The sequence below is a fragment of the Pantoea nemavictus genome, from assembly GCF_037479095.1.
GTDB classification, from domain to species: domain Bacteria; phylum Pseudomonadota; class Gammaproteobacteria; order Enterobacterales; family Enterobacteriaceae; genus Pantoea; species Pantoea nemavictus.
This window is the reverse complement of sequence record NZ_JBBGZW010000001.1, coordinates 2,606,636-2,631,386: the sequence shown is the minus strand read 5'-3', so window position 1 is coordinate 2,631,386 and position 24,751 is coordinate 2,606,636. Positions and strand designations below refer to the sequence as shown.

The 24,751-nt window shown below is 51.0% G+C and carries 19 protein-coding genes and 1 tRNA gene; 7 read left to right on the top strand and 13 right to left on the bottom strand.

Features of this window, described 5'->3' with window-relative positions:
- Window positions 1–291: 291 nt before the first annotated feature.
- The 5 genes from aspA to WH298_RS11955 all read left to right on the top strand — a co-directional run bounded on the left by aspA (window position 292) and on the right by WH298_RS11955 (window position 5,757).
- A complete protein-coding gene (gene aspA / locus WH298_RS11975; RefSeq protein ID WP_007886584.1) occupies window positions 292–1,728 on the top strand; it encodes an aspartate ammonia-lyase in 1,437 nt (478 codons plus the stop codon).
- 117 nt (window positions 1,729–1,845) lie between these two features.
- Entirely contained in the window at window positions 1,846–3,147 is a 1,302-nt protein-coding gene (locus tag WH298_RS11970; protein WP_180823720.1) for an anaerobic C4-dicarboxylate transporter, read from the top strand.
- Window positions 3,148–3,230: 83 nt separating this feature from the next.
- Window positions 3,231–4,928 carry a protein-disulfide reductase DsbD gene (locus tag WH298_RS11965; RefSeq protein ID WP_180822950.1) on the top strand — a complete coding sequence of 566 codons (1,698 nt, stop codon included), beginning with the start codon at window positions 3,231–3,233 and terminating at the stop codon, window positions 4,926–4,928.
- 66 nt (window positions 4,929–4,994) lie between these two features.
- Window positions 4,995–5,573: a division control transcriptional repressor DicD gene (dicD, locus tag WH298_RS11960; RefSeq protein WP_007886581.1), complete on the top strand. Its 579-nt coding sequence runs from the start codon at window positions 4,995–4,997 to the stop codon at window positions 5,571–5,573.
- A 108-nt stretch (window positions 5,574–5,681) separates the two neighbouring features.
- Window positions 5,682–5,757 (top strand) — tRNA-Phe (locus tag WH298_RS11955).
- A gap of 308 nt (window positions 5,758–6,065) precedes the next feature.
- Here the strand turns inward: WH298_RS11955 and WH298_RS11950 are convergent.
- Genes WH298_RS11950 through WH298_RS11935 form a run of 4 tightly spaced genes read right to left on the bottom strand, consistent with a single transcriptional unit; the run spans window position 6,066 to window position 11,252 of the window.
- Window positions 6,066–7,469, bottom strand: a complete 1,404-nt coding sequence (locus tag WH298_RS11950) for an MFS transporter (protein WP_180822949.1) — start codon at window positions 7,467–7,469, stop codon at window positions 6,066–6,068.
- Between the two features lie 31 nt (window positions 7,470–7,500).
- A complete protein-coding gene (locus WH298_RS11945) occupies window positions 7,501–8,733 on the bottom strand; it encodes a c-type cytochrome (RefSeq protein ID WP_091003508.1) in 1,233 nt (410 codons plus the stop codon).
- Complete coding sequence (locus WH298_RS11940) at window positions 8,733–10,508, bottom strand: GMC family oxidoreductase (RefSeq protein ID WP_180822948.1); 1,776 nt, start codon at window positions 10,506–10,508, stop codon at window positions 8,733–8,735. Before WH298_RS11940 ends, WH298_RS11945 begins: the two co-directional genes overlap by 1 nt.
- On the bottom strand, window positions 10,509–11,252 hold the full coding sequence (locus tag WH298_RS11935) for a gluconate 2-dehydrogenase subunit 3 family protein (protein ID WP_008104441.1): 744 nt from the start codon (window positions 11,250–11,252) through the stop codon (window positions 10,509–10,511).
- A 390-nt stretch (window positions 11,253–11,642) separates the two neighbouring features.
- On the opposite strand from WH298_RS11935, the gene WH298_RS11930 reads away from it, so the two are divergent.
- Complete coding sequence (locus tag WH298_RS11930; RefSeq protein ID WP_180822947.1) at window positions 11,643–12,530, top strand: GntR family transcriptional regulator; 888 nt, start codon at window positions 11,643–11,645, stop codon at window positions 12,528–12,530.
- Window positions 12,531–12,568: 38 nt separating this feature from the next.
- On the opposite strand, the gene WH298_RS11925 is transcribed toward WH298_RS11930, so the two are convergent.
- Window positions 12,569–13,906: a CitMHS family transporter gene (locus WH298_RS11925; RefSeq protein ID WP_007886567.1), complete on the bottom strand. Its 1,338-nt coding sequence runs from the start codon at window positions 13,904–13,906 to the stop codon at window positions 12,569–12,571.
- A gap of 82 nt (window positions 13,907–13,988) precedes the next feature.
- Complete coding sequence (phbB, locus tag WH298_RS11920) at window positions 13,989–14,732, bottom strand: acetoacetyl-CoA reductase (protein WP_007886565.1); 744 nt, start codon at window positions 14,730–14,732, stop codon at window positions 13,989–13,991.
- A 315-nt stretch (window positions 14,733–15,047) separates the two neighbouring features.
- On the opposite strand from phbB, the gene WH298_RS11915 reads away from it, so the two are divergent.
- A complete protein-coding gene (locus WH298_RS11915; protein ID WP_180822946.1) occupies window positions 15,048–16,154 on the top strand; it encodes a lactonase family protein in 1,107 nt (368 codons plus the stop codon).
- 1 nt (window position 16,155) lies between these two features.
- On the opposite strand, the gene WH298_RS11910 is transcribed toward WH298_RS11915, so the two are convergent.
- The 7 genes from WH298_RS11910 to WH298_RS11880 form a co-directional block, all read right to left on the bottom strand.
- Entirely contained in the window at window positions 16,156–17,109 is a 954-nt protein-coding gene (locus WH298_RS11910; RefSeq protein WP_180822945.1) for a LysR family transcriptional regulator, read from the bottom strand.
- 8 nt (window positions 17,110–17,117) lie between these two features.
- A complete protein-coding gene (acnA, locus tag WH298_RS11905) occupies window positions 17,118–19,766 on the bottom strand; it encodes an aconitate hydratase (RefSeq protein ID WP_180822944.1) in 2,649 nt (882 codons plus the stop codon).
- Between the two features lie 123 nt (window positions 19,767–19,889).
- A complete protein-coding gene (locus tag WH298_RS11900; RefSeq protein ID WP_180823719.1) occupies window positions 19,890–20,600 on the bottom strand; it encodes a transporter substrate-binding domain-containing protein in 711 nt (236 codons plus the stop codon).
- Complete coding sequence (locus WH298_RS11895) at window positions 20,560–21,945, bottom strand: MFS transporter (protein ID WP_007886558.1); 1,386 nt, start codon at window positions 21,943–21,945, stop codon at window positions 20,560–20,562. Before WH298_RS11895 ends, WH298_RS11900 begins: the two co-directional genes overlap by 41 nt.
- A 26-nt stretch (window positions 21,946–21,971) precedes the next feature.
- Window positions 21,972–22,847, bottom strand: coding sequence for an amidohydrolase family protein (locus tag WH298_RS11890; protein ID WP_180822943.1), 876 nt, complete (start codon window positions 22,845–22,847; stop codon window positions 21,972–21,974).
- A gap of 35 nt (window positions 22,848–22,882) precedes the next feature.
- A complete protein-coding gene (locus WH298_RS11885; RefSeq protein WP_180822942.1) occupies window positions 22,883–23,539 on the bottom strand; it encodes an aspartate/glutamate racemase family protein in 657 nt (218 codons plus the stop codon).
- 56 nt (window positions 23,540–23,595) lie between these two features.
- Complete coding sequence (locus WH298_RS11880) at window positions 23,596–24,666, bottom strand: isocitrate/isopropylmalate dehydrogenase family protein (protein ID WP_007886555.1); 1,071 nt, start codon at window positions 24,664–24,666, stop codon at window positions 23,596–23,598.
- Window positions 24,667–24,751 lie beyond the last annotated feature (85 nt).

Genomic DNA, 24,751 nt, shown 5'->3' with positions numbered 1-24,751 from the left:
GGCATTTGCGGCGCCGATTTCAACCGATCCTGCCATTTTTTTCCCACTGACTTAAAATTGCGAAGTACATCACATATCGTTATTACCGCTGGGCCTGCAAATGCCCGTAAAGTGATCTGTGCACAAACAATTCTGTAACATCAGAATATGATCGTGCCCGTCAGCGTGAAGATGGATAATATGTCGGCGCTGACATTCCACGACAATATAATCGCTTCACCTGCACGTTAATTGCCGCCCGTCCCTTCGGACGCCCGGTAGTAACAAGGCAGCAATAATAAGAAGGTAATCATGGCGAACAACATTCGTATCGAAGAAGACCTTTTAGGCATGCGCGAAGTTCCAGCAGATGCTTATTACGGTGTTCATACTCTGCGTGCGATTGAAAACTTCTATATTAGTAATAACAAAATCAGTGACATACCTGAGTTTGTCCGCGGTATGGTGATGGTGAAGAAAGCAGCCGCGCTCGCCAACAAAGAGCTGCAAACCATTCCCCGCAACATCGCAAACACCATTATTCAGGCCTGTGATGAGGTGCTCAATAACGGCAAATGCATGGATCAGTTCCCGGTGGACGTCTATCAGGGCGGCGCGGGCACCTCGGTCAACATGAACACCAATGAAGTGCTGGCAAACATCGGCCTGGAGCTGATGGGCCACCAGAAAGGGGAATACCAGTACCTCAATCCCAACGATCACGTGAATAAGTGTCAGTCGACCAACGATGCTTATCCAACCGGTTTCCGCATCGCGGTTTATGCCTCAATCCTGAAACTGCTAGACGGCATCAGCCAGCTCAGCGAAGGCTTCCAGCGCAAAGCCGTCGAGTTCGAAAATATCCTGAAAATGGGCCGTACCCAGTTGCAGGATGCGGTGCCAATGACGCTTGGCCAGGAGTTCCACGCGTTTAACGTGCTGCTGAATGAAGAGACCCGCAGTATTCTGCGCACCGCCGAACTGCTGCTGGAAGTGAACCTCGGCGCCACGGCCATCGGTACGCGTCTTAACACACCTGATGGCTATCAACAGCTGGCGGTACAGCGTCTGGCAGAAGTGAGTAATCTGCCGGTGGTGCCAGCAGAAGATCTGATTGAAGCCACCTCCGACTGCGGTGCCTACGTGATGGTGCACTCCGCGCTGAAACGTCTGGCGGTGAAACTGTCGAAAATCTGTAACGATTTGCGCCTGCTCTCCTCCGGTCCACGCGCTGGCCTGAATGAAATCAACCTGCCAGAACTGCAGGCCGGTTCATCTATCATGCCGGCCAAAGTGAACCCGGTGGTGCCGGAAGTGGTGAATCAGGTGTGCTTCAAAGTGATCGGCAACGACATCACCGTCACCATGGCGTCTGAAGCGGGCCAGTTGCAGCTTAACGTGATGGAGCCGGTGATTGGCCAGGCGCTGTTTGAGTCAATCAGCATTCTGACAAACGCCTGCTTTAATCTGCTGGAAAAATGCGTCAACGGCATTACCGCCAACAAAGCGGTGTGTGAAGCCTACGTGTTTAACTCGATTGGTATCGTCACTTACCTCAACCCGTATATTGGCCATCACAACGGCGATATCGTCGGTAAGATTTGTGCTGAAACCGGCAAGAGCGTGCGTGAAGTGGTGCTGGAGCGCGGTTTACTGACGGAAGCCGAGCTGGACGATATCTTCTCCATCCAAAACCTGATGCATCCAACCTACAAAGCCAAACGCTATACCGACGAAAACGAACAGTAATCCGCTCCGGATCAAGTTGCCAAAAGCACGCCCCGATACAATGCGGCGTGCTTTTTTCATTTTGGCGGCTACAACTTTAAGAGTCGGGATTTTTCCACGGCTCAGGGAGTGGAACGAATGGTAGTAGTGGAGTTGGTTATTGTCCTGCTGGCGATCTGGCTCGGTGCACGTCTTGGCGGCATCGGCATTGGTTTCGCGGGCGGTTTAGGTGTGCTGGCGCTGACGCTGTTTTGCGGTTTAAAGCCCGGTGCCATTCCTTTCGATGTGATCGAAATTATCATGGCGGTGATTGCCGCGATTGCCGCGATGCAGATCGCCGGCGGTCTTGATTATCTGGTGGGATTAGCAGAGCGCCTGCTGCGCCGCCATCCCCGCTACGTCACCTTCCTCGCACCGCTGGTCACTTACGTCATGACGCTGCTGGCCGGTACCGGTCACACCGCATTCTCTACCTTGCCGGTGATTGCCGAAGTGGCGAAAGAGCAAGGCGTGCGCCCTTCGCGCCCGCTGTCGATAGCAGTTGTCGCCTCGCAGATCGCCATCACCGCTTCGCCGCTCTCGGCAGCGGTGGTGTTCTTCGCCTCGATTCTCGAGCCGCACGGGGTGAGTTATCTGGCGCTGCTCGGCGTGGCGCTGCCCTCCACCATGGCGGCGATCTTCTGTGCTGCCATCATCACCAGTTTCCTCGGCAAGGAGTTAAAGGATGATGAGGTTTACCAGGCGCGTGTAGCCAAAGGCGAAGTGAAACTGCGCGGCGAGCAGGTGTATGACATCAAACCGGGCGCGAAACGCGCGGTGCTGCTGTTCCTGATCGGTATCGCCGCCGTGGTGCTCTACGCCACCGCCATCAGCGACAGCGTGGGCCTCATCAGCAATCCGGTGCTGCCGCGCAACGAAGCCATCGTGGTGTTTATGCTAACCGTTGCCACGCTGATTTGCCTGACCTGCAAAGTCGATACCGGTGAGATTCTCAGCGCCAGTACCTTCAAATCAGGCATGAGCGCCTGTATCTGCGTGATGGGCGTAGCCTGGCTGGGTGATACCTTCGTCAAAGCGCACCTGGCCGATATTCAAAACCTGGCTGGTGACATGCTGCAAGGTTATCCATGGATGCTAGCGCTGGTGCTGTTCTTCGCCGCCACGCTGCTCTATTCGCAGGCCGCTACCACCAAAGCGCTAATGCCCGCCGCGCTGATGCTCGGTGTATCGCCGCTGGCGGCGGTAGCATCTTTTGCCGCCGTTTCCGCGCTGTTCGTGCTGCCAACCTATCCAACGCTGCTGGCTGCGGTGGAAATGGATGATACCGGCTCAACCCGTATCGGTAAGTTTGTGTTTAACCACTCCTTTATTATCCCCGGCGTGTTGGCGATTGCCTTCTCGGTGGCGTTTGGTTTCCTGTTTGGTAGCCTGATTTTGTAGCGCCGTTACATCCTGAAAACCTCGTGGCGAGGCGGCCGTGCTATCATCGCGGCCTATTCGCCACCGGAGCTAATTCATTCGTTATGGCTGCTCGACTTTTACGCCTTGCCGGCTTTTGCCTGGCACTGACCTTTTGCCTTTCGGCACAAGCCTCACTTTTCTCTCCCAATAACAACAGCCGCTTTGTGCCGGTTGATCAGGCATTTGGCTTCGATTTCAGCCAGCAGGGAAATCAGCTGACGCTGAGCTGGAAAGTGAAAGATGGCTACTATCTCTATCGCCAGCAAATTCACGTCACGCCGCAAAAAGCGCAGATTGCTCCGCTGAGCTTGCCGCCGGGCCAGCCGCATGAAGATGAGTTTTACGGGAAAAGTGAAATCTATCCGCAGGATCTGCAGCTGCCGGTCACCCTACGCCAGGCCGATGCCGGCGCGACCGTCACCGTGACGTATCAGGGCTGCGCCGCCGCCGGATTCTGCTATCCGCCCGAAACCCGCAGTGTGCCGCTCAGCGCGGTGGCCGCCAATCAGGATGCGCCCGCTGCCCGCGCGCAGCCAACCCATCAAAGTACGCCGCTGCCGTTTTCTCCGCTGTGGGCACTGCTGATTGGTATCGGCGTGGCCTTCACGCCGTGCGTACTGCCGATGTATCCGCTGATCTCCAGCATCATTTTGGGTGGCCCGCGCCGCTATTCGATGGGCCGTCTGTTCGCGCTGGCAATGGTCTATGTGCAGGGCATGGCGCTGACTTACACCGTGCTCGGCATGGTCGTTGCGGCAGCAGGACTACGCTTCCAGGCGGCGCTACAGCATCCTTACGTGCTGATTGGCCTATCGGCGCTGTTCATCGTGCTGGCGCTGTCGATGTTTGGCTTGTTCTCGCTGCAGTTGCCCTCTGGCCTGCAAACCCGCCTCACCTTGTGGAGCAATCGTCAGCAAGGCGGATCGCTGCCGGGCGTCTTTATGATGGGCGCGCTGGCTGGGCTGATTTGTTCCCCCTGCACCACCGCACCGCTCAGCGCCATTCTGCTGTATATCGCACAGAGCGGAAATCTATGGGCCGGGGCCGGCACGCTGTGGCTGTATGCCTTCGGGATGGGCCTGCCGCTGATTGCCGTGACGATGTTTGGTAATAAGCTGCTGCCGAAAAGCGGGCCGTGGATGCAAACGGTCAAAGAGGGCTTTGGCTTTGTGATTCTGGCGCTGCCGGTGTTCCTGCTGGAGCGGGTGATTGGCGACGTTTGGGGCTTGCGTCTGTGGAGTCTGCTCGGCGTGGCGTTTTTTGCCTGGGCATTCAGCCTCAGCCTGCGGGCGACCGGCAAATGGCGCGTGCTGCAAATCATCATGCTGGCCGCCGCGCTGGTGAGTGCTCGCCCCTTACAGGATTGGGCATTCGGCAGCAGCAGTGTGCAAACCGTGGCGCATTTGCCGTTCCAGACCATTACCAGCAGCGAGCAGCTCGATAACGCGCTGCAGCAGGCGCAAGGCCGTATCACCATGGTCGATTTGTATGCCGACTGGTGCGTCGCCTGCAAAGAGTTCGAGAAATATACCTTCAGCGATGATGGCGTGCGCAGCGCGTTGAGCCAGGTGCAGCTGCTACAAGCCAACGTTACCGCCAACAACGCGCAGGATAACGCGCTGTTGCAGCATCTGCAGGTTTTAGGCTTGCCGACCATTCTGTTCTTCGATGCGCAAGGCAAAGAGATTCCCGATTCGCGTGTCACCGGCTTCCTCAACGCCGCCGATTTCCGCGCGCATTTGCACAATGTGTCGCGTTAAACGACACTGTCTGCAGGACACTGCCCGTTTGTCCGCGAGCGGGCCCGCATTCCAGAGGAGAGTCACTTGCAACGTGAACAAATACTCGAGCATGCGCTGAATGTGCTCGAACAGAGCGGCCTGGCCGCCACCACGTCTTTAACGCAGCTGGCGGGTGAAAGCGGTCTGGAAGCAGAGCAGTTAACGCGCTTCTGGCCCGATCGTGATGCCCTGCTGTACGATGCGCTGCGCTATCATGGCCAGCAAATCGATAGCTGGCGCCGCCAGGTGCAGCTTAATGAACATCTCAGCGCCGAACAAAAGCTGCTGGCACGCTACCAGGTATTAAGTGAATACGTTAGCAAAAGCCGCTTTCCCGGCTGCCTGTTCATCGCCGCGTGCAGCTTCTATCCCCAGCCCGATCACCCTGTGCATCAGTTAGCTGAACAGCAAAAACGCAGCTCATGGCAGTTTACCCACGAAATCCTGGTCGATTTAGCGCTGGATAATCCCACCATGGTGGCCGATCAGATGGAGCTGATTCTGGAAGGTTGTCTGAGCAAGCTGCTGGTGAAACGCAATGTACAGGATGTGGAAACGGCGCGCCGCTTAGCGGAAGATGTGCTCGGCATTGCGCTGTGTCGTCAGAACGGCGCACTGGCGTAGCCTTTTTATCCATCTTGTCTGAAAAGCAAGCAATCAATCACGATTGCTACGCTTTTTTGACGAAAGCCGTTGACGACTGAGAGCCATTAAGGTTTAATGCGCCCCGTTGCCCGGATAGCTCAGTCGGTAGAGCAGGGGATTGAAAATCCCCGTGTCCGTGGTTCGATTCCGCGTCCGGGCACCATACATCGAAGCACACTGGTTAGAAGTGAGATCTCTAACGGGTGTCTAAACGAAGATGGTGTTCAAAGCAACGATGGCTGCATGTGTAGATGCAACATCCAAGATTGAACATAAAAATCTTCAAGAAAGGGTATCAGTTAGCGCTGATGCCCTTTTCTCGTTGGCGTAAATAATTGCAATCATTATGACATCTGTCAACCAAACCTCAGGTTTTGTCAAACTTCGGTGATTGCTGTTTCGCTTCTGCTCGAATGAGCAATGAATACGTGTTTTTTTGCAATGGCCATTCAACTCCCTCTCCGTTCTCAATTAATTAAGCACCTGCTCACCTGCGTTTCTCTCAAGCCGATAGACATCAATCATGGAAAATATCACCAGGAGTGATACCCCGATAAAAGCCAACTTAACATCCGCTTGCAGTGGTGAGTGATGGTGATTCCACAGCATCGACATTCGCAGCGCCAGTGCTGAGATAGCTATGCCTGCGCTCATTGCGAACTGGAAGAAAATACTAAAAATTACGGATGCATCACTCATCTTTTCCTGAGGTATATCCGCGAAGCCAAGACTGTTATAGCAACTGAACTGGAGGGAGCGCGTAAGTCCCCCGACAAATAATATTAAAGCAATAGTGAAATAGCCCATGCCCGGATCCAGCATCGCGCAACTCAAAATAGCGAATAGACTTATAACTCCATTCCCTAACAGTAAGCGTCTAAAGCCCCACCGTTTCATTAGCCAGGTAGTCGCAGGCTTCATTGCAAGATTCCCCGCAAAGACCCATAGCACCATTGAGCCTGCCTCTACCGCGCTCCAGCCAAAACTGATCTGAAACAACAAGGGTAACAAAAACGGAATGGCATTAATGGATGCCCGGAAGAATGAACCGCCTATTACTGCGCTTCTGAATGTGGTAATCGTCATGACATTAAAAGGCAATAGCGGATGTCTATGGTTCAGGCTGTGACGGAAAGTAAGTAGACCAAATAAGATGCCGCCAGCGATCAACATAAAGCCGCTTTCAACTTTGCTGTGACCAAGAAACTCCAATCCAACGATCAGCATCACGCACGCCGCTGCCGTGTAAATAAAGCCCTTCACGTCAAAGTGACGCTTGATAACATCTTTGGTTTGCGGCACGAGGAAAAATGTCGCGACGAGGGCGATAAGACCTAAAGGGATATTCAGCCAGAATATCCATGACCAATGGCTGTAAGTCACGATTAGGCCACCAAACGGCGGTCCCAGCACAGGAGCAATCAATCCAGGCCATGATATAAACGCGATGGTTTTCACCATGTCTTTTTTGGCCGTCATCCTGAGTACCACCATTCGACCAACCGGTACCATTAGCGCGCCACCAACACCTTGCAGCACCCGGCTTAAAGTGAACATCGCTAAATCGTTACTCAGACCACACATTATTGAAGCAAGCGTAAATAGCAGAATCGCACCAGCGAAAACGTATCGGGCACCAATGCGACCAGCCAGCCAACCACTGATGGGGATAAAGATGGCCACGGCGAGAAGATAGGCGCTAATGCCGATATTCAGTTCAACCGGGCTAACGCTAAAATCTTTGGCCATTTGGGGGATCGCGGTTGCAATAACCGTGGCGTCGAGATTCTCCATAAAAAATGTGACAGCCACCAATAACGCCAGCCAGACGCCATTACCAGAAGTTGGGTTGCCGCTATGGCAGCTGTGATTCATTACGGTGAGTTCCTTTCAGTCTCTCAAATTATTACGGATTGGCCTGAGCCTCTTGACGCGCTTTAGTCACCACGCTGGATGACACTGGCGGAGCGGCATTTCCCCAACTGTTGCGGACGAATGTCATTACTGCAGCCGCATCTTTGTCACTTAAACGCCAGGCAAATGCAGGCATTGCTGGGCCTGTAGGTGCCGCATCGGTTGAGACAGCTTTCGCGCCGCGTAAAATAACGCGCGTCAATGTGGCAGGATCATCGGCCAGAACAGAACCGCTGCCCTTTAATGAAGGGAACATTTTTGCTACACCTTCACCATTTGCCATGTGACACGCTGAGCAGTTGACGGCGTATACCTGCTGGCCAAGCTTCATCGCTTCATCATCTGGACTCACCGGCTTAGGCGGTTTGATATCGGCTTTTTGACTGAGCAAATAGATGGCTATCGCACGTAAATCATCGCTTTGCATATGCTGCGTTGAATTAGTTATTACTTCGGCCATAGGACCTGACGCTGCTGCAAACTGGTTCCTGCCGGTTCTGAGATATTCGACGATGTCTTCCGCCTTCCAGTTGCCGAGGCCCTGATATTTATCGCCTGTGATGGTTGGCGCAACCCATCCCTGAAGGGTGTAACCCCGAAGATGTCCATCACTGGTATCTCCACCCAGGAAGTTCTTGCTGTTATGGCATGTCGAGCAGTGCGCCAGACCTTCAGCTAGATACGCTCCACGATTCCATTCCGCACTCTGAGTTGGATCCGGTTTAAACTCTCCTTTCTTGAAGAAGAGCAAGTTCCAGCCCATCAGGCTTTCCCGAATATTGAACGGGAATGGCAGCTGATTTGACTCAACCTTGTTGTGCACCGGTTCTAAAGTATTGAGATACGCTCTGATTGCCAGCAGGTCGGGCTTTGAAACTTTGGTGTAGGCCGTGTAAGGAAATGCACCGTAAAGGTATTCACCGTTATGCCCAATCCCTTCCTGCATCGCACGCAGGAACTGGTCATCTGTCCAGGCGCCAATGCCGGTTTCACGATCTGGCGTTAGATTGGGTGCAATGAGATTGCCAAATGGGGTTTCAATCGCCTTTCCCCCTGACATCGGTTTAGCCCCTTCTGGCGTATGACACGCCGTACAATCGCCAACCGTGGCGAGATAGCGCCCCTTTTCAATGTCTGGGAAGAAGGTATTGGCCGCATAGCTGACGTTCATCCCACTCAAAACAGCAAGTAGAGTGGCAGTTATTATCGGTTTAACGGTTTTCATTATGCCTGCACCAATGGACCGGGTTGCTTGAGATACTGTTTGACGATGGCATCTGCGGCCCAATAGGCCAGTGCGCCAACAGTTGCGGTTGGGTTATATCCCGCGTTTTGCGGAAACGCTGATCCACCAATGACAAACAAATTGGGCACATCCCAGGATTGCAGGTATTTATTCACGACGCTGTCTTTGGGCGACTCTCCCATAATCGCTCCGCCCGTATTATGCGTACTTTGGAAAGGAACAATATTGTAAGGCCCTTGTGGCACGTGCATAACGGTTTGGCTGGCACCCATGGCTTTCGCGACATCCAGCGCCTTATTGGTAACGTAAGCAGACATCTTCAAGTCATTTTCTGGGAAGTCGAACGTCAGGCGCATCATGCTACGGCCATGACGGTCTTTATAAGTAGGATCGAGATCGAGGTAGTTTGACCGCGTGGGGTAAGAACTTCCCTGCGTCCTGACCACCGTCGTACTCAGGTAGTGTTGTTTGGTCGCTTTTTTCCATTCACGGCCCCATTTGGGCGTACCTGGCGGCGTCATACGATTGGTAATTGGCCATCCACTGGTGACATTCGACATGATGCAAGCGCCACCAAAAAAGCCCAATTCCTTATGGTCAAAGTTGTCACCGTTGTATTCATCGACACCCTGACCAACACCACCACCGGAAATAAACGGATTGAAGTTTTTATCTTCAAAAAATAGCTGAATACTGGAGTTGGTTTGGTAGGCGTAATTTTTACCAATCAGCCCTTTACCGGTTTTTGGATCGTAAGGTTCGCCAATCCCAGAGGCAAACAGCAAGCGTACATTTGGTATGGTAAACGCGGTCAGAATCACCAGGTCAGCTGGCTGCTCGTAGCGTTGCCCACTGGCATCAATATAAACCACGCCAGTAGCAACTTTTCCGCTTTCATCCATCACAACATGCAGAACTTCAGATTGAACCTGAGCCGTAAAGTTGGAGTAACGCATAAGCGCAGGGATGATATTGGTTTGCGGGGTTGATTTGGAGTAATTGGCACATCCGCAACGCGAGCAGTATCCACAGTAAGTGCAAGGTGCCATCGTTACACCATAGGTATTGGTGTAAACACCCGACGCATTCGCGCTTGGCGTCGGGAAAGGCTTCATACCTATTTTTCTGGCTGACTCAGCAAACAGCTTTGCCGCAAAGGTCATCTTCATTGGCGGTAAAGGAAAATCTTCTGAGCGATTACCTTCAAAAGGGTTCCCACCTTCCTGAACCTGTCCGTTTATGACGCCGCCTTTACCACCAATGCCAGCCATGCGCTCAAATTTGGTGTAGTAAGGTTCCAATTCGTCATAGGTAATACCCCAATCCTTAATCAAAAGGTCATCTGGAATCGCCTTTTCACCATAACGACGGGTTAAATGAGATCGTAATTCAAAGTCAGTCGGGTTATAGCGCCAGGTCAAACCGCTCCAGTGCGCTCCCGAGCCACCTAGACCTGTGCCCAGCAAGAAGGAGCCATATTCGCGTATGGGGAGCGCAGTCTGGTGAGACGCATTGCGGAAGGTATAAGTATCTTCTGCAGCAGTGATCATCAGCTCTTGCTGCACTACATAACGCAGTTCGTCCTGTACGTAGCCAACGTTAAAGTCATCAGCGGTATCACGCCAGGGACCACGTTCAAACGCAATGACATCCAATCCTGTTTTGGCAAGTTCGATTGCCATGATCGAACCCGCCCAGCCAAGACCTACAATGGCAATATCTTTTTTAGGTAGCTTTTTGATTTCAGTATTCATTTAGGACTCGGGCGTGTAACCGTAGATGCTAACGGGAGGATGTGGATAGGTTTCGTTATGGCGTTCGATCCAATCGAGGTAGTCGTATTTCGCGCCGGGATAACCAATCATTTTCCATCCCACCATGTCGCGGTTGCCGCCATAGACGGGATCGGCAAAAAAGCCTTCCATGGTGCGTGCCAGCAAGGTTTTGAAGAAATCTTTGCTACTGACTTCGCCCAGCAGAACGATCTTTCCAGCCTCAAGCAAATGAAGAGCAGCCTCACGTGCATCTTCAGTCAGCTCGTTGAATGCTTTTTTGTATTCTTTAATGCAAAAGTTATTGAATGCTGTCAGACCGCGGCGAAACTCCTCAGCGGGCGTTAGAGGCGATTGCCTGCCTTGAGATGCAAGAGGTGATGCACCATAAGGTCCATTCATATAAAGACGAGAACCCTGACCAAATCGCCCTGCCATTTGGCGGTCAATAAACAGCGTACATCCCGCCTCTTTACCGCTTGGACTCAGCTCATCGGCTGGGATCAGCGTTTCGACCAACGCATCAACAATAACCCTCTCTTTTGGCGTAAAAAACTCCCACTGTAGCGGGTCTATTTTTGGCGGTGGCGATGCCTCATCCGCTGTCCATGGTGTACCTGTACCACCGCTGATCGTTGCTGCTGTAGCTAGGGGGGAACTGAGTGCAATAAGCGATCCTGCGCCGAGGAAACGTCTTCTGCTCAGTCCTTTTTTTTGATCTGACATTGAATGAATCTCACATCTCAGTGATGAAGTAAAAATAAATGGTGAGGCTGGAATGTTTGCATTTTTGTTTACTCAAATGCAGATTAGTAGTTTTTTTATGTATGTAATTGTAAAAGTGGTTTAACTACGATTTAACGAATTTGAAGGTGTAGAAGGGAGCTTTTGCAGATGAAGGCGTGAAAATGAGAGGAATCAATTAATCATGCAGCTTTTGGCGGGTGGCCTTTAAGCCGCGTGGATTGATAAAATATAAAATGATAGAAAATCATCAATATAAACATGTGGTTAACCGAGCTTAAAACTGCATTTTATAATTGCATTTCATACAATTAAAATGCAATAATATTGTTAAATTTTGTACTTATTCCTGCATTTTTTAGGGCTTTCTTCATGAAAATAAGCGCTCTTACGGAAAGGCTTTCGCAAAAAATAATCACGATGATCGACAGTGGAGGATTGTCGCCGGGTGCACACCTAAGTGTACCTAAGTTGGCAGAATCATTTGATGTTTCACGTTCCCCCGTGCGTGAGGCCCTGGTTTACCTTGAACACAAAGGCATTCTACAGCAGCAGCACAACCGTGGTTTCTTTGTTAAGCAGGATTATGCGCCTCAGACTCAGAGCTCACATGAAAGTGAAGTGGATAACGATCTTCCTGAATACTATCAATTAGCGGAAGACTGGCTGCAGGACAAAATCGAATCTGAAGTTAACGAACTTTATTTACTCAAGCGTTATAACCTTTCGAAGACTCAGCTCACGACCATTCTGGCGCGCGGTATCAGTGAGGGATGGGTTGAACGTAAACAAGGTTATGGCTGGCGTTTTCTGCCCGTTGCCAAGACCAAAGCCGCGCTTGAGCATATTTTCAGCTTCCGCATGGTTATTGAACCAATGGCAATTTTGGAATCCACCTTCAAAGCCCCACAGAGCAAAATTGATGAGATTAAGCGCGAGCTGGAGATGCTTCTAGAGAGTGGCATTCAGCGTTTATCGCCTACTCAGCTCCAGTTAGCGGGTTACCGCTTTCATGAGACTGTCATCAGTTTTTCAAACAACCCGTTTTTTGAGATATCACTGCGCAACGTCAACCGCATGCGCCGTTTAATGGATTACCGCATTATGGATGACCGCAGCCGCTACTACGCTGAAGTTAAAGATCATATGCACTTGCTGTCATTAATTGAGGCAGGGCAGCTGATCGAAGCATCATACATGATGAAGCAGCACCTCGCTGTCGCGCTAGATAACAAAAAACAACGTAGTATCGGAGTATAAAAAAATGGCCCAAATGGGCCATTTTTTCATCACCGCCTTTAACCGCCAGGCGAGTAGAGGGGATAAAGACCCAATAGCAAACCCGATGCCAGGAAGATCATGCAGAGCAGGAAAGCCCATTTGAAGGTGTATTTCTGATGGTCGCTGAATTCAACTCCGGCTAATCCCACCAACAGATAGGTTGATGCCACTAACGGACTCAGTAAGTGGATTGGCTGCCCAACCAATGATGCACGACCAATTTCGACCGGATCAATGCCATACACTTTCGCTGCTTCTGCCAGAACCGGCAGTACACCATAATAGAAGGCATCATTCGACATAAAGAAGGTGCCAGGCAAGCTGATCAGTGCCGTAATCGGTGCCAGATAAGGGCCCCATGAATCGGGTAACACATCCAGCAGAGATGCCGACATTGCGGTGACCATTCCAGTACCCGATAGAATACCGGCGAAAATACCCGCAGCCAGGAAGATAGATGTCTGGTTCAGCGCAGCAGGTGCATGCGCTGCAATACGCTGACGCTGGGCATCAATGTGCGGATAGTTGATCAGCAACGCCAGAGCAAATGCCACCATGAACAGCACCGATAGTGGCAGCAACTCCATCACCAGCGATCCCATCAGTAACAAGGTCAGACCCGCGTTAAGCCAGAACAGTTTTGGACGACGCAGCTCTTCATTGACTTCATTGATTGCCGGCAGATAGCTTTCTGCATCGTCTTCAGTGACTGATCCATAACCATTGGTATTGATACTTAGCTTGCCTAAACGACGGCGTTCACGAATACCGATATACCAGGACAGCACCAATACTCCGACAAAACCGCAAACCATAGTTGGAATCAGCGGAATAAACAGATCGCTGGATTCAACTTTCAAGGATGCCGCAACGCGAGCCAGTGGACCGCCCCATGGCAGCAAGTTAGTAATACTTCCGGAGAGGAAGACTACGCAAGTCAGCGCCAGTGGATCCAGACGAATACGTTTAAACAATGGCAGCATTGCCGTTACGCAGATCATATAGGTCGTTGATCCATCACCATCAAGTGACACCATCGCCGCCAGAATCGCGCTGCACATAACCGCTTTAACCGGGTCACCATTAATAATCCGTAAAAAGAAGCGAATAATCGGATCAAATAAACCGGTATCAAACATGGTGCTGAAGTAGAGAATGGCAAAAATAACCATGATGGCAGTCGGAGCGACTTTTTTAAGCCCCTCAATCATCATCTCGCCCATCTCTCCGCCGAATCCGGCAATCAGAGCAAATATTATTGGAATAATGATCAGTGCGACGAGTGCAGAAAGTTTTTTGGTCATGATTAGGATCATAAAGACCACAATCATGCCATATCCCAGAAGCGAGAGCATAAGAGCCTCCAACGCATATTATTTCTAATATGCGCGATAATTAATTTGACGGAAATTTTGAGCAGGACGTTCTGTTAATTTATTAGCCCATATGCAGGCCGCCGTTAACAGAGAAATCAGCACCCGTGGCAAATCCTGATTCGTCAGATGCCAGCCATGAGCATATAGAGGCGATTTCCTGCGGAGAGCCCAGACGACGCACTGGAATTTCCTGAACAATCTTATCAATAACCTGCACCGGCGTGACTGTTTTCAGTTTTGACGTAGCCAGATAGCCCGGCGATACCGTGTTAACTGTTACTCCGCGTGCCGAAACTTCACGTGCCAGGGCGCGAGTAAAACCCCGCACGGCAGATTTTGCCGTAGAGTAGTTAACCTGACCTGTTTGACCAATTTGCGCGTTGACTGAAGAAATATTGATAATACGTCCCCATCCACGCGACATCATGCCATCCACGACTTGTTTAGTGACGTTGAATAATGAGTTCATATTGGTGTTAATAACGGCCTGCCACTCCTGTGGCTGCATATCACGAAATAATACATTCCGTGCCGTACCGGCATTATTAACCAGCACGTCTATCTCACCGATTTCAGCTTTTATTTTGGCAAACGCTTTAACCGTTGATTCCCAATCAGCCACGTTTCCTTCTGATGCGATAAAATCAAATCCCATCTTTTTATTGTCATCAAGCCAGGCGGTTTTACGTTGAGAATTGGGGCCGCATCCTGCAATCACTTTAAAACCATCCTTCGCCAGTCGACGGCAAATAGCGGTTCCGAGGCTTCCCATCCCGGATGTAACATACGCAATACGTTGGGTCATAACCCTTCTCCCAGATGCATTTATGTAACAGTTTTCACGACTTGTTAACAGTAAGCTATCTGCGGTTTTTTTTAGCAATCGCGAGCCGTTGAAATTGTGACCACGATCGTCAATTTTCTGCATTTAAACCCACTCAAATGCAATAGCATAAAATTGCAGTGCAGTTTTAAGCAGCCTAAAAACACCGACGCATAACGTAAAAACCCCTTATTAGTTAGTTTCAAAGATTGGTAACCACAAAAGCGTGATATCAGTCACAAGTCAATATATGCACTTGTGTTTAAATAAATGCATATTGGTATGGCGGGGTTGTAAATGAATAAGTTTGCCTATGTGGGTTGCCGTACGTCCGAGTGGCGTGGCGCACGTGGAAAAGGAATTGAAGTATTTCGCATTGATGAGTCAGGGAACTGGCATCACGTACAACGTGTTACCTCTGTTCAGGAAAATCCGTCCTGGCTCACACTGGATGAAAAAAGAAATCGGCTGTACGTGCTGCATGGGGATGGCAATCAGGTAGCTATTTTTGCGCGTGATCCTATCTCTGGCATGCTGACTTTGTTATCTGAACAAACAACGGGCCCACAGAATCCACATCCCGATCTTGATCCACTGCGGCGCAATAACCCGGTGCATGCTGCTCTCTCACCTGATGGCCGCCATCTGCTGATTGCTAACCATGAAGGCGGCAACGTAGCAGCATTAGCGTTCGCTGATGATGACGCGCTACTGCCTCCTCACCACCTGGCGATGGTGGAAGGCCACGCTGATGAGGATGGCGCTGCGGCCAGCTTGTCACGTCCGCATGAAATTATTTTTGCACCAGATAGCGATTACTACGCTCTGCCCATCCAGGGCAGACAGGCCGGAAACGGCATTGATATGGTGCGTATTTATCACTGGCGAGATGGACAATCACTACTCAATGATGAAGTGCTGTTGCCGTCTGGGAGCTGGCCGCGTCATGTTGATTTCCATCCACAGGGCCAGTGGCTTTATGGCCTGAGTGAGCTCGGGAATACGATTACCGTTTACGATTTTGAACAAGAGACGGGAAACATTGCGCTCAAGCAAACGCTGAGCAGCCTACCGGAAGGATTTGAAACACGTAACGACGCCAGTGAAATCGAAGTGCATCCGTCTGGGCGCTTCTTATATGCCGCCAATCGTGGTCATAACAGTATTGCGGTTATGCGCATAAATCCTGATGATGGCTGCTTAAAGCCTGTGGGATGGGTGTTTTGCGGTGGTAAGACGCCGCGTTTTACAACGCTCTCTGCAGATGGGCTCTATTTTTACAGCGCTAACGAGGACTCAGATTCTATTCGCATTTTCAGCGTTGATCAGGACTCGGGTATGCTTAAAGACACAGGTAAAGAGGTATTCACTGCCAGCCCTACCTGCATTGTATTTTCCGATTAACTCAGCGCTTGAGGTCAGCATTAATGAGACTGGCCTCAAGCAGCGCCCCCTCTTCAGCACCCGTTGCACGTTTCAATGGCGTGACATTTTCGATAAACGCTTTCACCGAGGGTGAAGATAGGGCATATCCCTTCACGCCAACATACAATTCACGTTTCGCCCATGGCTCGACGAGGGGAATACAGCGCACAGCATCATGATTAGCCACCTGAGCGATTTCATTAACTGGCAAGATGGCTATTCCCAACTGTTGCGCAACCAGTTCGGCCATAGAGACGAAACTGCTGACCCGTAAGCCTATATTCAGCGTTGTACCCAGCTTTCTCGCTTCACGCTCCAGAATGTGGCTCACTGCGCTTTCCCGATGTGGCCCAATCATTTTCTCATCGATGCAATCCACTAATTGCAAGGTCGCGCGCTCCGCCAACGGATGCCCCTGCCACACCAAAACGGACAACTGGTCTTGCTGCCATGGCCAGACCTCAATGCCGGAAGCAGGTGTCCAACTGGAAAAGAAACCGACATCCGCGTCCCCCTGCAGCAAGCCCTGCACGACGCCAATGCCGGTGTGTTCTTCAATATCGATATCTGTCTGCGGGTAATGAGTTAGGAACTGACTAATGGCACGCGGCAAATAATGCATCAACGCCGCAGAGATCGTAAAAATGCGAATGTGGCCTCGTACGCCAGCCACGTAATCACTGAGCTCCTCTTCCATTTGGTCGAGATTGCGGAACACCTGGCGCGCGTGAAACAGCAGCGAGTGCCCCGCAGGCGTCAACTCGATGCCGCGCGGCAAGCGTAGCATCAGTGGCGTGCCAATTTGCTGTTCTAGTTCTGTTATGCGCTTACTCACGGCTGAGACGGCCAGATGCTTACGGCGTGCGGCACGCGTAAGATTCTGCTCTTCAGCCACAGCGACAAACAGCGAAAGTGAGACCAGGTCGTAGCGCATGAACTTCCCTACTCTTTAAGTGTTTGCTGAATAACAAAGGGCAAAATACCGCCATAGCGCAGATAGCGTAGTTCTTGCTGGGAGTCTATCACTGCCTCAAGATTCAGTGCAGCAATCTGCCTGCCTCCACGGCGGATGAAGAGCATCAGCGGCGTCGTACCCGGCGCGATCATTTCCAGGCCTGTAATATCCAGGACCTCGCTTCCATCCATCTCAGGTAATCTGTCCGCTTCATCGGCAATGAAATGCAGCGGAAGAATGCCCATTCCGATCAAATTCGTGCGGTGGATACGTTCGAAACTATTAGCAATGACGGCTTTAACCCCCATCAGTGCCTGCGCTTTAGCAGCCCAGTCACGACTCGATCCCGCGCCATAGCGCTCGCCCGCCAGCACTACCAGCGGCGTATCTGTTGCATGCCATGTTTGCGCTGCCTCAAAAGCCGGAAGAATTTGCTGATGAGACGCATCCCAGGCATAACCGCCACCTCCGCGCTTATCCGCCGGTAACAAACGGTTGGATAGCGCTTTATTCGTAAAAGCACCGCGTACCATCACCTCATGATTACTGCGTCGCGTAGAGTAGAGATTCAGGTCCTGCGGATCTTCATGATGTTCCAGCAACCATTGACCGGCAAGGCTGCCTGCGGAAATCGCACCTGCAGGCGAAATATGATCGGTGGTGACGTCATCGCCAAACCAGAGGAAAGGTCGGGCGTTATTGAGCGACAGCGGTTCGGCAGGGTCTCGAGGTAAACGTTCCAGATAGCCCGGCCGACGCAGATAGGTTGAGGTCGATTCCCATGGATAATGCACGCTACCCGGAGCTTCAATTTGCTGCCAGTGTGGGGTTCCCTGCCAGATAAGATCGCGACGCTGGATGTAATGTTCACGCTTCATCACTCTTGTTACCCAGCGTTCAACTTCTTCACGCGCTGGCATTAAGTCGCGCATGAAAACCGGCTGTAGATGCTCATCGTAGCCAAGCGGGTCGTTCAACATGTCATGCTGCATATTTCCGGCAATAGCCCAGGCAATCACCAATGCTGGCGAGGTGAGATAACCATGACCGAGGCTGGGATTAACGCGACGGGGAAAGTTACGGTTACCGGAAAGCACACACACGGCCTGAAGGCCATCACTCACCAGACTTTCCATGGCCGGTTGTAATGCGCCCGAACTGCCAATGCAGGTCATACAGCCATAACCTGCCACATCGAACCCCACCTTTTCCAATTCGCTAAGCAGGCCTGATTCTCCAAGATAATCGGTAACCGCCCGAGATCCGGGTGAAAAGGAGGTTTTAACCCAAGGCTTGGGTTGCAGTCCGTACTTTGCCGCATTCCTGGCAAACAATGCCGCCTGAATTACCAGCCAGGGGTTGGCGGTTGTGGTGCAGCTGGTTATGGCCGCGATAGCCACGGCGCCTTGTTGAATCGGTTGTGGGTAATCATCATGCTGCCATTTCATAGCGCGCTCGCCGGCTTTCAATGTCTCCATAAAACTTTTCGGCGAATCACTGAGCGGAATTTGTTGATGAGGATTATAAGGCCCCGCCACGCTGGGTTCGATGCTACTTAAATCCAGCTCAATGCGTTGTGTGAAGTCAGGCTGACGATCCTCCGGATGACGCCAAAGGTGCTGATGTTGCATATAACTGCGAATAATTTCCTGTTTCTCTTCACTGCGCCCGGTCAGGTTGACGTACTCTGCGCTGCGCTGATCAAACGGGAAGAACACCACGGTGGCACCGTATTCCGGGGCCATATTGGCAATGGTGGCGCGCGATTCGAGCGGCATGCTGTGGAGTGCAGGACCGGTGAACTCTACAAATTTGCCGACCACACCGCTTTCACGCAACAGGCGCGTGATGTGCAGAGCCAGATCGCTGTCGCTAACATCCGGCGGCAGTTCACCGGAAACACAAATTCCGACCACGTCCGGGAAGCGTAACGTGACTGGCTCGCCAACCAATGCGGCCTGACCTTCCAGACCACCTACGCCCCACCCCAACACACCAAGTGCATTTATCATCGGCGTATGGCTGTCGGTTGCAATCATGCAATCGGCGTGCAGCAACGGTATGGCTTCACGCTCATCTACCGTGACCACTTCAGCAATGGTTTCAAGGTTCATTAAATGAATAATGCCGGTGCCGGGTGGAATGACGCGGAAGTTATCCAGGCTTTTTTCTGCCCAGCGAATGAAGCGATAGCGTTCAGCGTTACGGCGAAAATCAAACTTGAGGTTATCTTCCAGCGCATCGGCATTCGCGTAACTTTCAACAATGACCGAATGATCGATGGTTAGCACAGCAGGAATGTGTGGATTGATAGCGCGCGGATCGCCACCTAACTCAGCAGTAAGATCGCGCATGGCAGCAAAGTCAGCCAAAGCCGGTAAACAGGTGGTGTCATGGAACATGAGGCGGTCGGGATAAAACTCAACCTCACCAGGGGAGGACTTTGCAGACAGATAGTTGAGAAATTTAGGCAGCGTTTGCGGTGAGCATCGCGCAACGTTCTCTAGCAGAATGCGAATGCTGTAAGGCAATGTCTGCAGTTGCTCCAGCGGGACGATCTGGGTGAGGTCAATAAAATGATACAGGCGGTTATGAATAACCAGCGGCGAGCGTTCCAGCGTTAAGGGCGATGTCATAAAAACCTTCCGTCACAGCAATCTTGTTATGTTCGTCGCTGGATAACGTCTCATGCCCATTAATGAATGAAAATTGAACATTAGCCAATGCAGCGTTCTCCAAATGAGAACGCTGCATTAAGTTTAAGACTCGGCAAGATTCCGATTAATAATCTCGCTGATAGCGCCATTTTCCTGCCATTTATTCAGGTAATGACTAATTTCACCATAAAGCTGGTCCTGCGCATGCGGCAAACAAATAGCCTGGAAAATCTGACCGAAATTATCGGGCAGAACGCGAAAACCGCGATTGTTACTGACTGCACTTTCTAAAGGTTGACGGATTCCTGCTGCCATGTCGCCTTCTCCATCGAGAAACGCATCGATCGCGGCCTGTGATGAAGCGAGTCGATTGAGCGCAGCATGTTTTAATTCGCGGCTCAGAAACAGATCGTAGGCTGCTCCTTTACCGACATTGATGACCACATCAGGTTTATCCATCTCGGTCACGCTTTGCCAGTTGCTGCTCTCTCTCACCATCACGGTACCTTCGATAGTGATATAAGACTGCGTAAATCGCAGCACCTCTTCACGCTTCGGGTCTATCGCCAAAAAGGCGACGTCCCAGCGATCGTGAGTGGCATCATCGACCACCTTGCCTGCTGTGGGATACATAATAAATTGCGCGACTCTTCCCTGTTCAGCCGCAATTTTTTGGGCGATCTCCACAGTAATCCCGCCCGGCTGCCCATCGGGCAGCGTTTTGGCCAATACGGCGTTACCTAAATTGATAGCAAAACGTAGTGGGGTTGCGTTATCGGTGGCTGACATGCGGCTCTCCAGAAAAGTCATCATCGTGATCCTGTTTCGGCGTTTCAAAATTCAGACGTTGAATTTTTCCAGCCACAAACAGATAACAGCACAGATTGAGGAAAGCGCAGACGCCGACAAAAATCAAAGCACCATTGAATGAACCGGTATCTTTTATGATGTAGGCAATAATAATTGGCGTAAAGATTCCCGAAATATTGCCAATCATATTGAACAATCCGCCACTCAGGCCGACCGCCTCTTTCGGTGAGAAGTCTGAGACTACGCACCATCCCATCGCACCAAATCCCTTGCCAAAGAAGGCCAGCGACATAATAGCCACCACAACCCATGCGGAATCGACGTAATTGCAAATAACCATACTCACGGCTAACAGCATGCCGATAACGATCGGTGTTTTACGTGCGGCTGACAGACTGAAACCACGCGCCAGCATGTAATCGGATAACACGCCGCCCAGCAACGCGCCGGCACATCCACATAACGCCGGCAGTGACGCGATAAATCCCGCCTTGAGAATGGTCATACCACGATCGTGCACCAGATAAACCGGGAACCACGTCAGGAAAAAGTAGGAAAGCACCGTAAAGAAGAACTGCCCCATATAGACACCCAGCGCCAATCGGCTGGTCAGTAATTTACGGGTATATCCTTTGCCGACGTTATCGCCTTTTTTACTGGCTTTCATGTTGGTCAGACCGCCGCCGGACTGGATATATTCAAGCTCAGCATCGTTGACCAACGGGTGAACTTTAGGCGTATCGGTGAGTACCCGCGTCATCAACAGCGAGACCAGAATACCGACTGCGCCCATAAACCAGAACACCGACTCCCAACCAAACGAATAGGAGAACCAGCCCATCAACGGTAAGAAGACCACTAATGCAAAATACTGTGCTGCAGTAGTGAATCCGGAAGCTTTACCACGCTCTTTCGCCGGGAACCATGCCGCAAGGAATCGAGAGTTAGCGGGTAGCGTTGGTGCTTCAATCAACCCCATCATAAAGATGAAGCCAAACATCAATACGCGTGTCACCCAAATATTGTCAAAAGAGGTGCTGAAACCCACCAAAAAGACGAACAGTGACCAGGTGAAAACCCCGGTTACCAACACTTTTTTTGAGCCGTAACGATCCAGTAACCAACCACCCGGATATTGCCCCAGAACATAGGCCCAGGTGAAGGTTGAGATCAGATAACCGAGCGCCACAATATCCAGCCCGGCAGATTTCACCATATCCGTACCGGCAATTGAGAAGGTCGCTCTATCACCATGATTTAAAGCAATACTGAGAAATACCATCAGCAAAATCATATAACGATAATGCGTAGGTCTGTTCTTTTTAGCAGTGGAGTTCAGAGTAATCATAATATTCGGCCTTGTCTGGCATACGATTAATTAAATCGGTAAAGTTCAGCCGGGTTTTCCACAAATAATTTGTGTCTAACCTGATCGTTATGCGCCCAGTGGTATATTTTCGATAGTATCAATGCATCATCTGGCATATTTTTATTGGCACTTATTAAATTGGGATGTGGCCAGTCACTTCCCCATAAAACACGTTCAGTTGCATCGTGAAGAAAGCGGGTAACCAGAGCTGCCATATCAGACACATCATCACATTGTGACTGATGATAAAGCGCGGAGAGCTTTACCCAACATTGACCCTTTTCAATCAGCTCCCAAGCCAGCTTCCAAACTGGATGGGCCATCGGCTCAGGCTGCGGTAAACGAAAGTAGTGGTCGATGACCAGATTTCCCGGTATCTGAAGTAGCGTTGATCGCAACTGCCACAATTGATCCGCAGTGGCGTGGACCTGCACATGCCAGCCACGTTCCGCCACGCGTTGCGCTACGGGAAGCAGCATTTCAGGTGTCGTTGCATTGCCCGCACCAAGATTGAATCGAACCCCCGTTACGCCAGCTTGCTGCAGCGTATCCATTTCGGCATCACTAACAGTGTCGTCCACCACGGCTTCACCACGTGCATGAGTGCCAAAAGCACGTAATGCATCTGTCAGACAACGATTATCCGTTCCATAAGAAGAGGGCTGCACCAGAATATGACGAGAGTGTCCCAACCATTTTTTAAACTGGTTGTAATCGTTGACGGTCGCGTTTGGTAAATTACGCGTATCATCCGCAGCATAGGGATAACGCCTGTCAAAAATATGATGATGACAGTCACAGCTATGTTCAGGCAATACGATCTCAGGCGAGTGTGAAATATGGCTATATTTCACATCCGCCAATATATCTCGGCTTTCCACGTTGATGCCTTTTTAAAAGAAATCGACTGACTAAATTAATGAGCCATTAATGTTTTCAGTTTTGAAACGGCTGCATGCGGACTGCTCAGTACCGGACAGTTCACTGCTGACTGAGCCTGCTCCCAGGCAATGGCCATCGAGAAGTGCGCAAGAAGGATGGCATCAGCCTCAGTATGTTCACGTGCAGCCTGAACAATGAGCTGGTTGTGGCGCTCGGCATCACCTTGCTCGAGAGCATCACGCGCCCCTTCAACCAGAACGCTGGTTAACGTGGCGTCACGATAACCTTTACGTACCAGTTCATGAAATTCCGCTTCCATCCCGGCGACGGCGGGAGCAAACGTTGCCAGCATGACGATATGTTTACCCTTAGCTAAAGCCGCTTCAAACATGGCTTCGTTTGGCTTAAGCACCGGCATGGTATTTTTCGCTGCGCTGGCGTCAATCGCTTCACCAAATGCAGAGCAGGTAAACAACACTGCACCAGCATCAATGTTGGCAGCATAGTTCACCAGTGAATCGATCCGCTGAAACAGACGATCGGTCAAAATCGTCACCTTACGACGATCCACACTTAACGCGTCATCCAGCAAGTTACTGATTTCAGCCTCTGGCCACTGATCGGCAAAAGCCTGGTTTATCGGCTCAACCGCCAGTGGAGTCGCGTGGATTAAAACAATACGTTGATTCATCTTCGGCTCCATGAAAGCAGGCTGCCGCTGAAGTGCGGCAACCTCATGACGTTTAATCAGGCGCGAATAGAAGCAGCCACTTTGTCAGCAAAGGCTTTAGTACCACATTTGCCACCCAGGTCCGGCGTACGGGTTTCTGGATTTTCCAGCACTTCATCAACGGCACGGCTGATCTCTTCCGCCGCTTTCAGGAATTTTGGCTGGTTGTGCTTCTCTGCGTACCATTGCAGCATCATGGCAACCGACAGAATCATCGACACCGGGTTCGCCTTGTCCTGATTCTGAATATCCGGAGCTGATCCATGCTGAGCCTGCGCGCAGCAATGAGTATCACTGGCCATAATTGAACCGGCCAGGCCAAGGCTGCCTGACAATTCACTCGCCAGGTCGCTGATGATGTCACCATAGAAGTTAGTGGCAACCAGTACGTCGAAACGCTCTGGGTTACGCACCAGGTGAGCGGTTGACGCATCAACTAACAGATCGTCCAGCTCAACTTCAGGGAACTCTTTTGCCACGTGACGCACGGCTTCAAGGAACAGGCCATCCGTCATATGGAAGCTGTTAGCTTTATGAATTGCGGTCACTTTTTTACGACGCTGCATCGCCAGCTCGAAGGCTTTGCGAGCAATACGCTCAGAGCAATGACGGGTAATTTTACGGGTAGACAGCGCCATATCCGGGCTTGGCATCACTTCACCCCAGCCGCGAGTCATGTTGCGGTCTGGATAGAACCCTTCCGTCGCTTCACGCATGATCACCAAATCCATGGATTTGCCTTCCTTCATATTAGACGTCAGGAAAGGACGAGTGCGCGCAGGACGGACGTTAGCATAGAGATCCAGACCAATGCGGAAGCCAGCAGAAACGTTACGGCCGCCTTTTTCCGGTGCTGGATAATCCGCGTGGGACTGGGTACCCAGAATAATGCCGTCATACGTTTTGGCACGGTCGAGTGATTCCTGGCGCAGCGTAGTGCCGTGTAACTCCAGGCTTTTAAAACCTACGTCTTCGTAGTCGAACTCAAAGTTCAGGCCATACGCTTTATCCAGTGACTCCAGCACAGTTACCGCAGCAGAAGTGATCTCAGGGCCGATACCGTCACAAGGCAGAACCAAAATACGCATAAATACTCCAGATGGTTGGTCAGTTTTCGATTGCATTTTTATACCAATAAATGCACTGAAGGCAAGGTGATTGAGATCACATTTC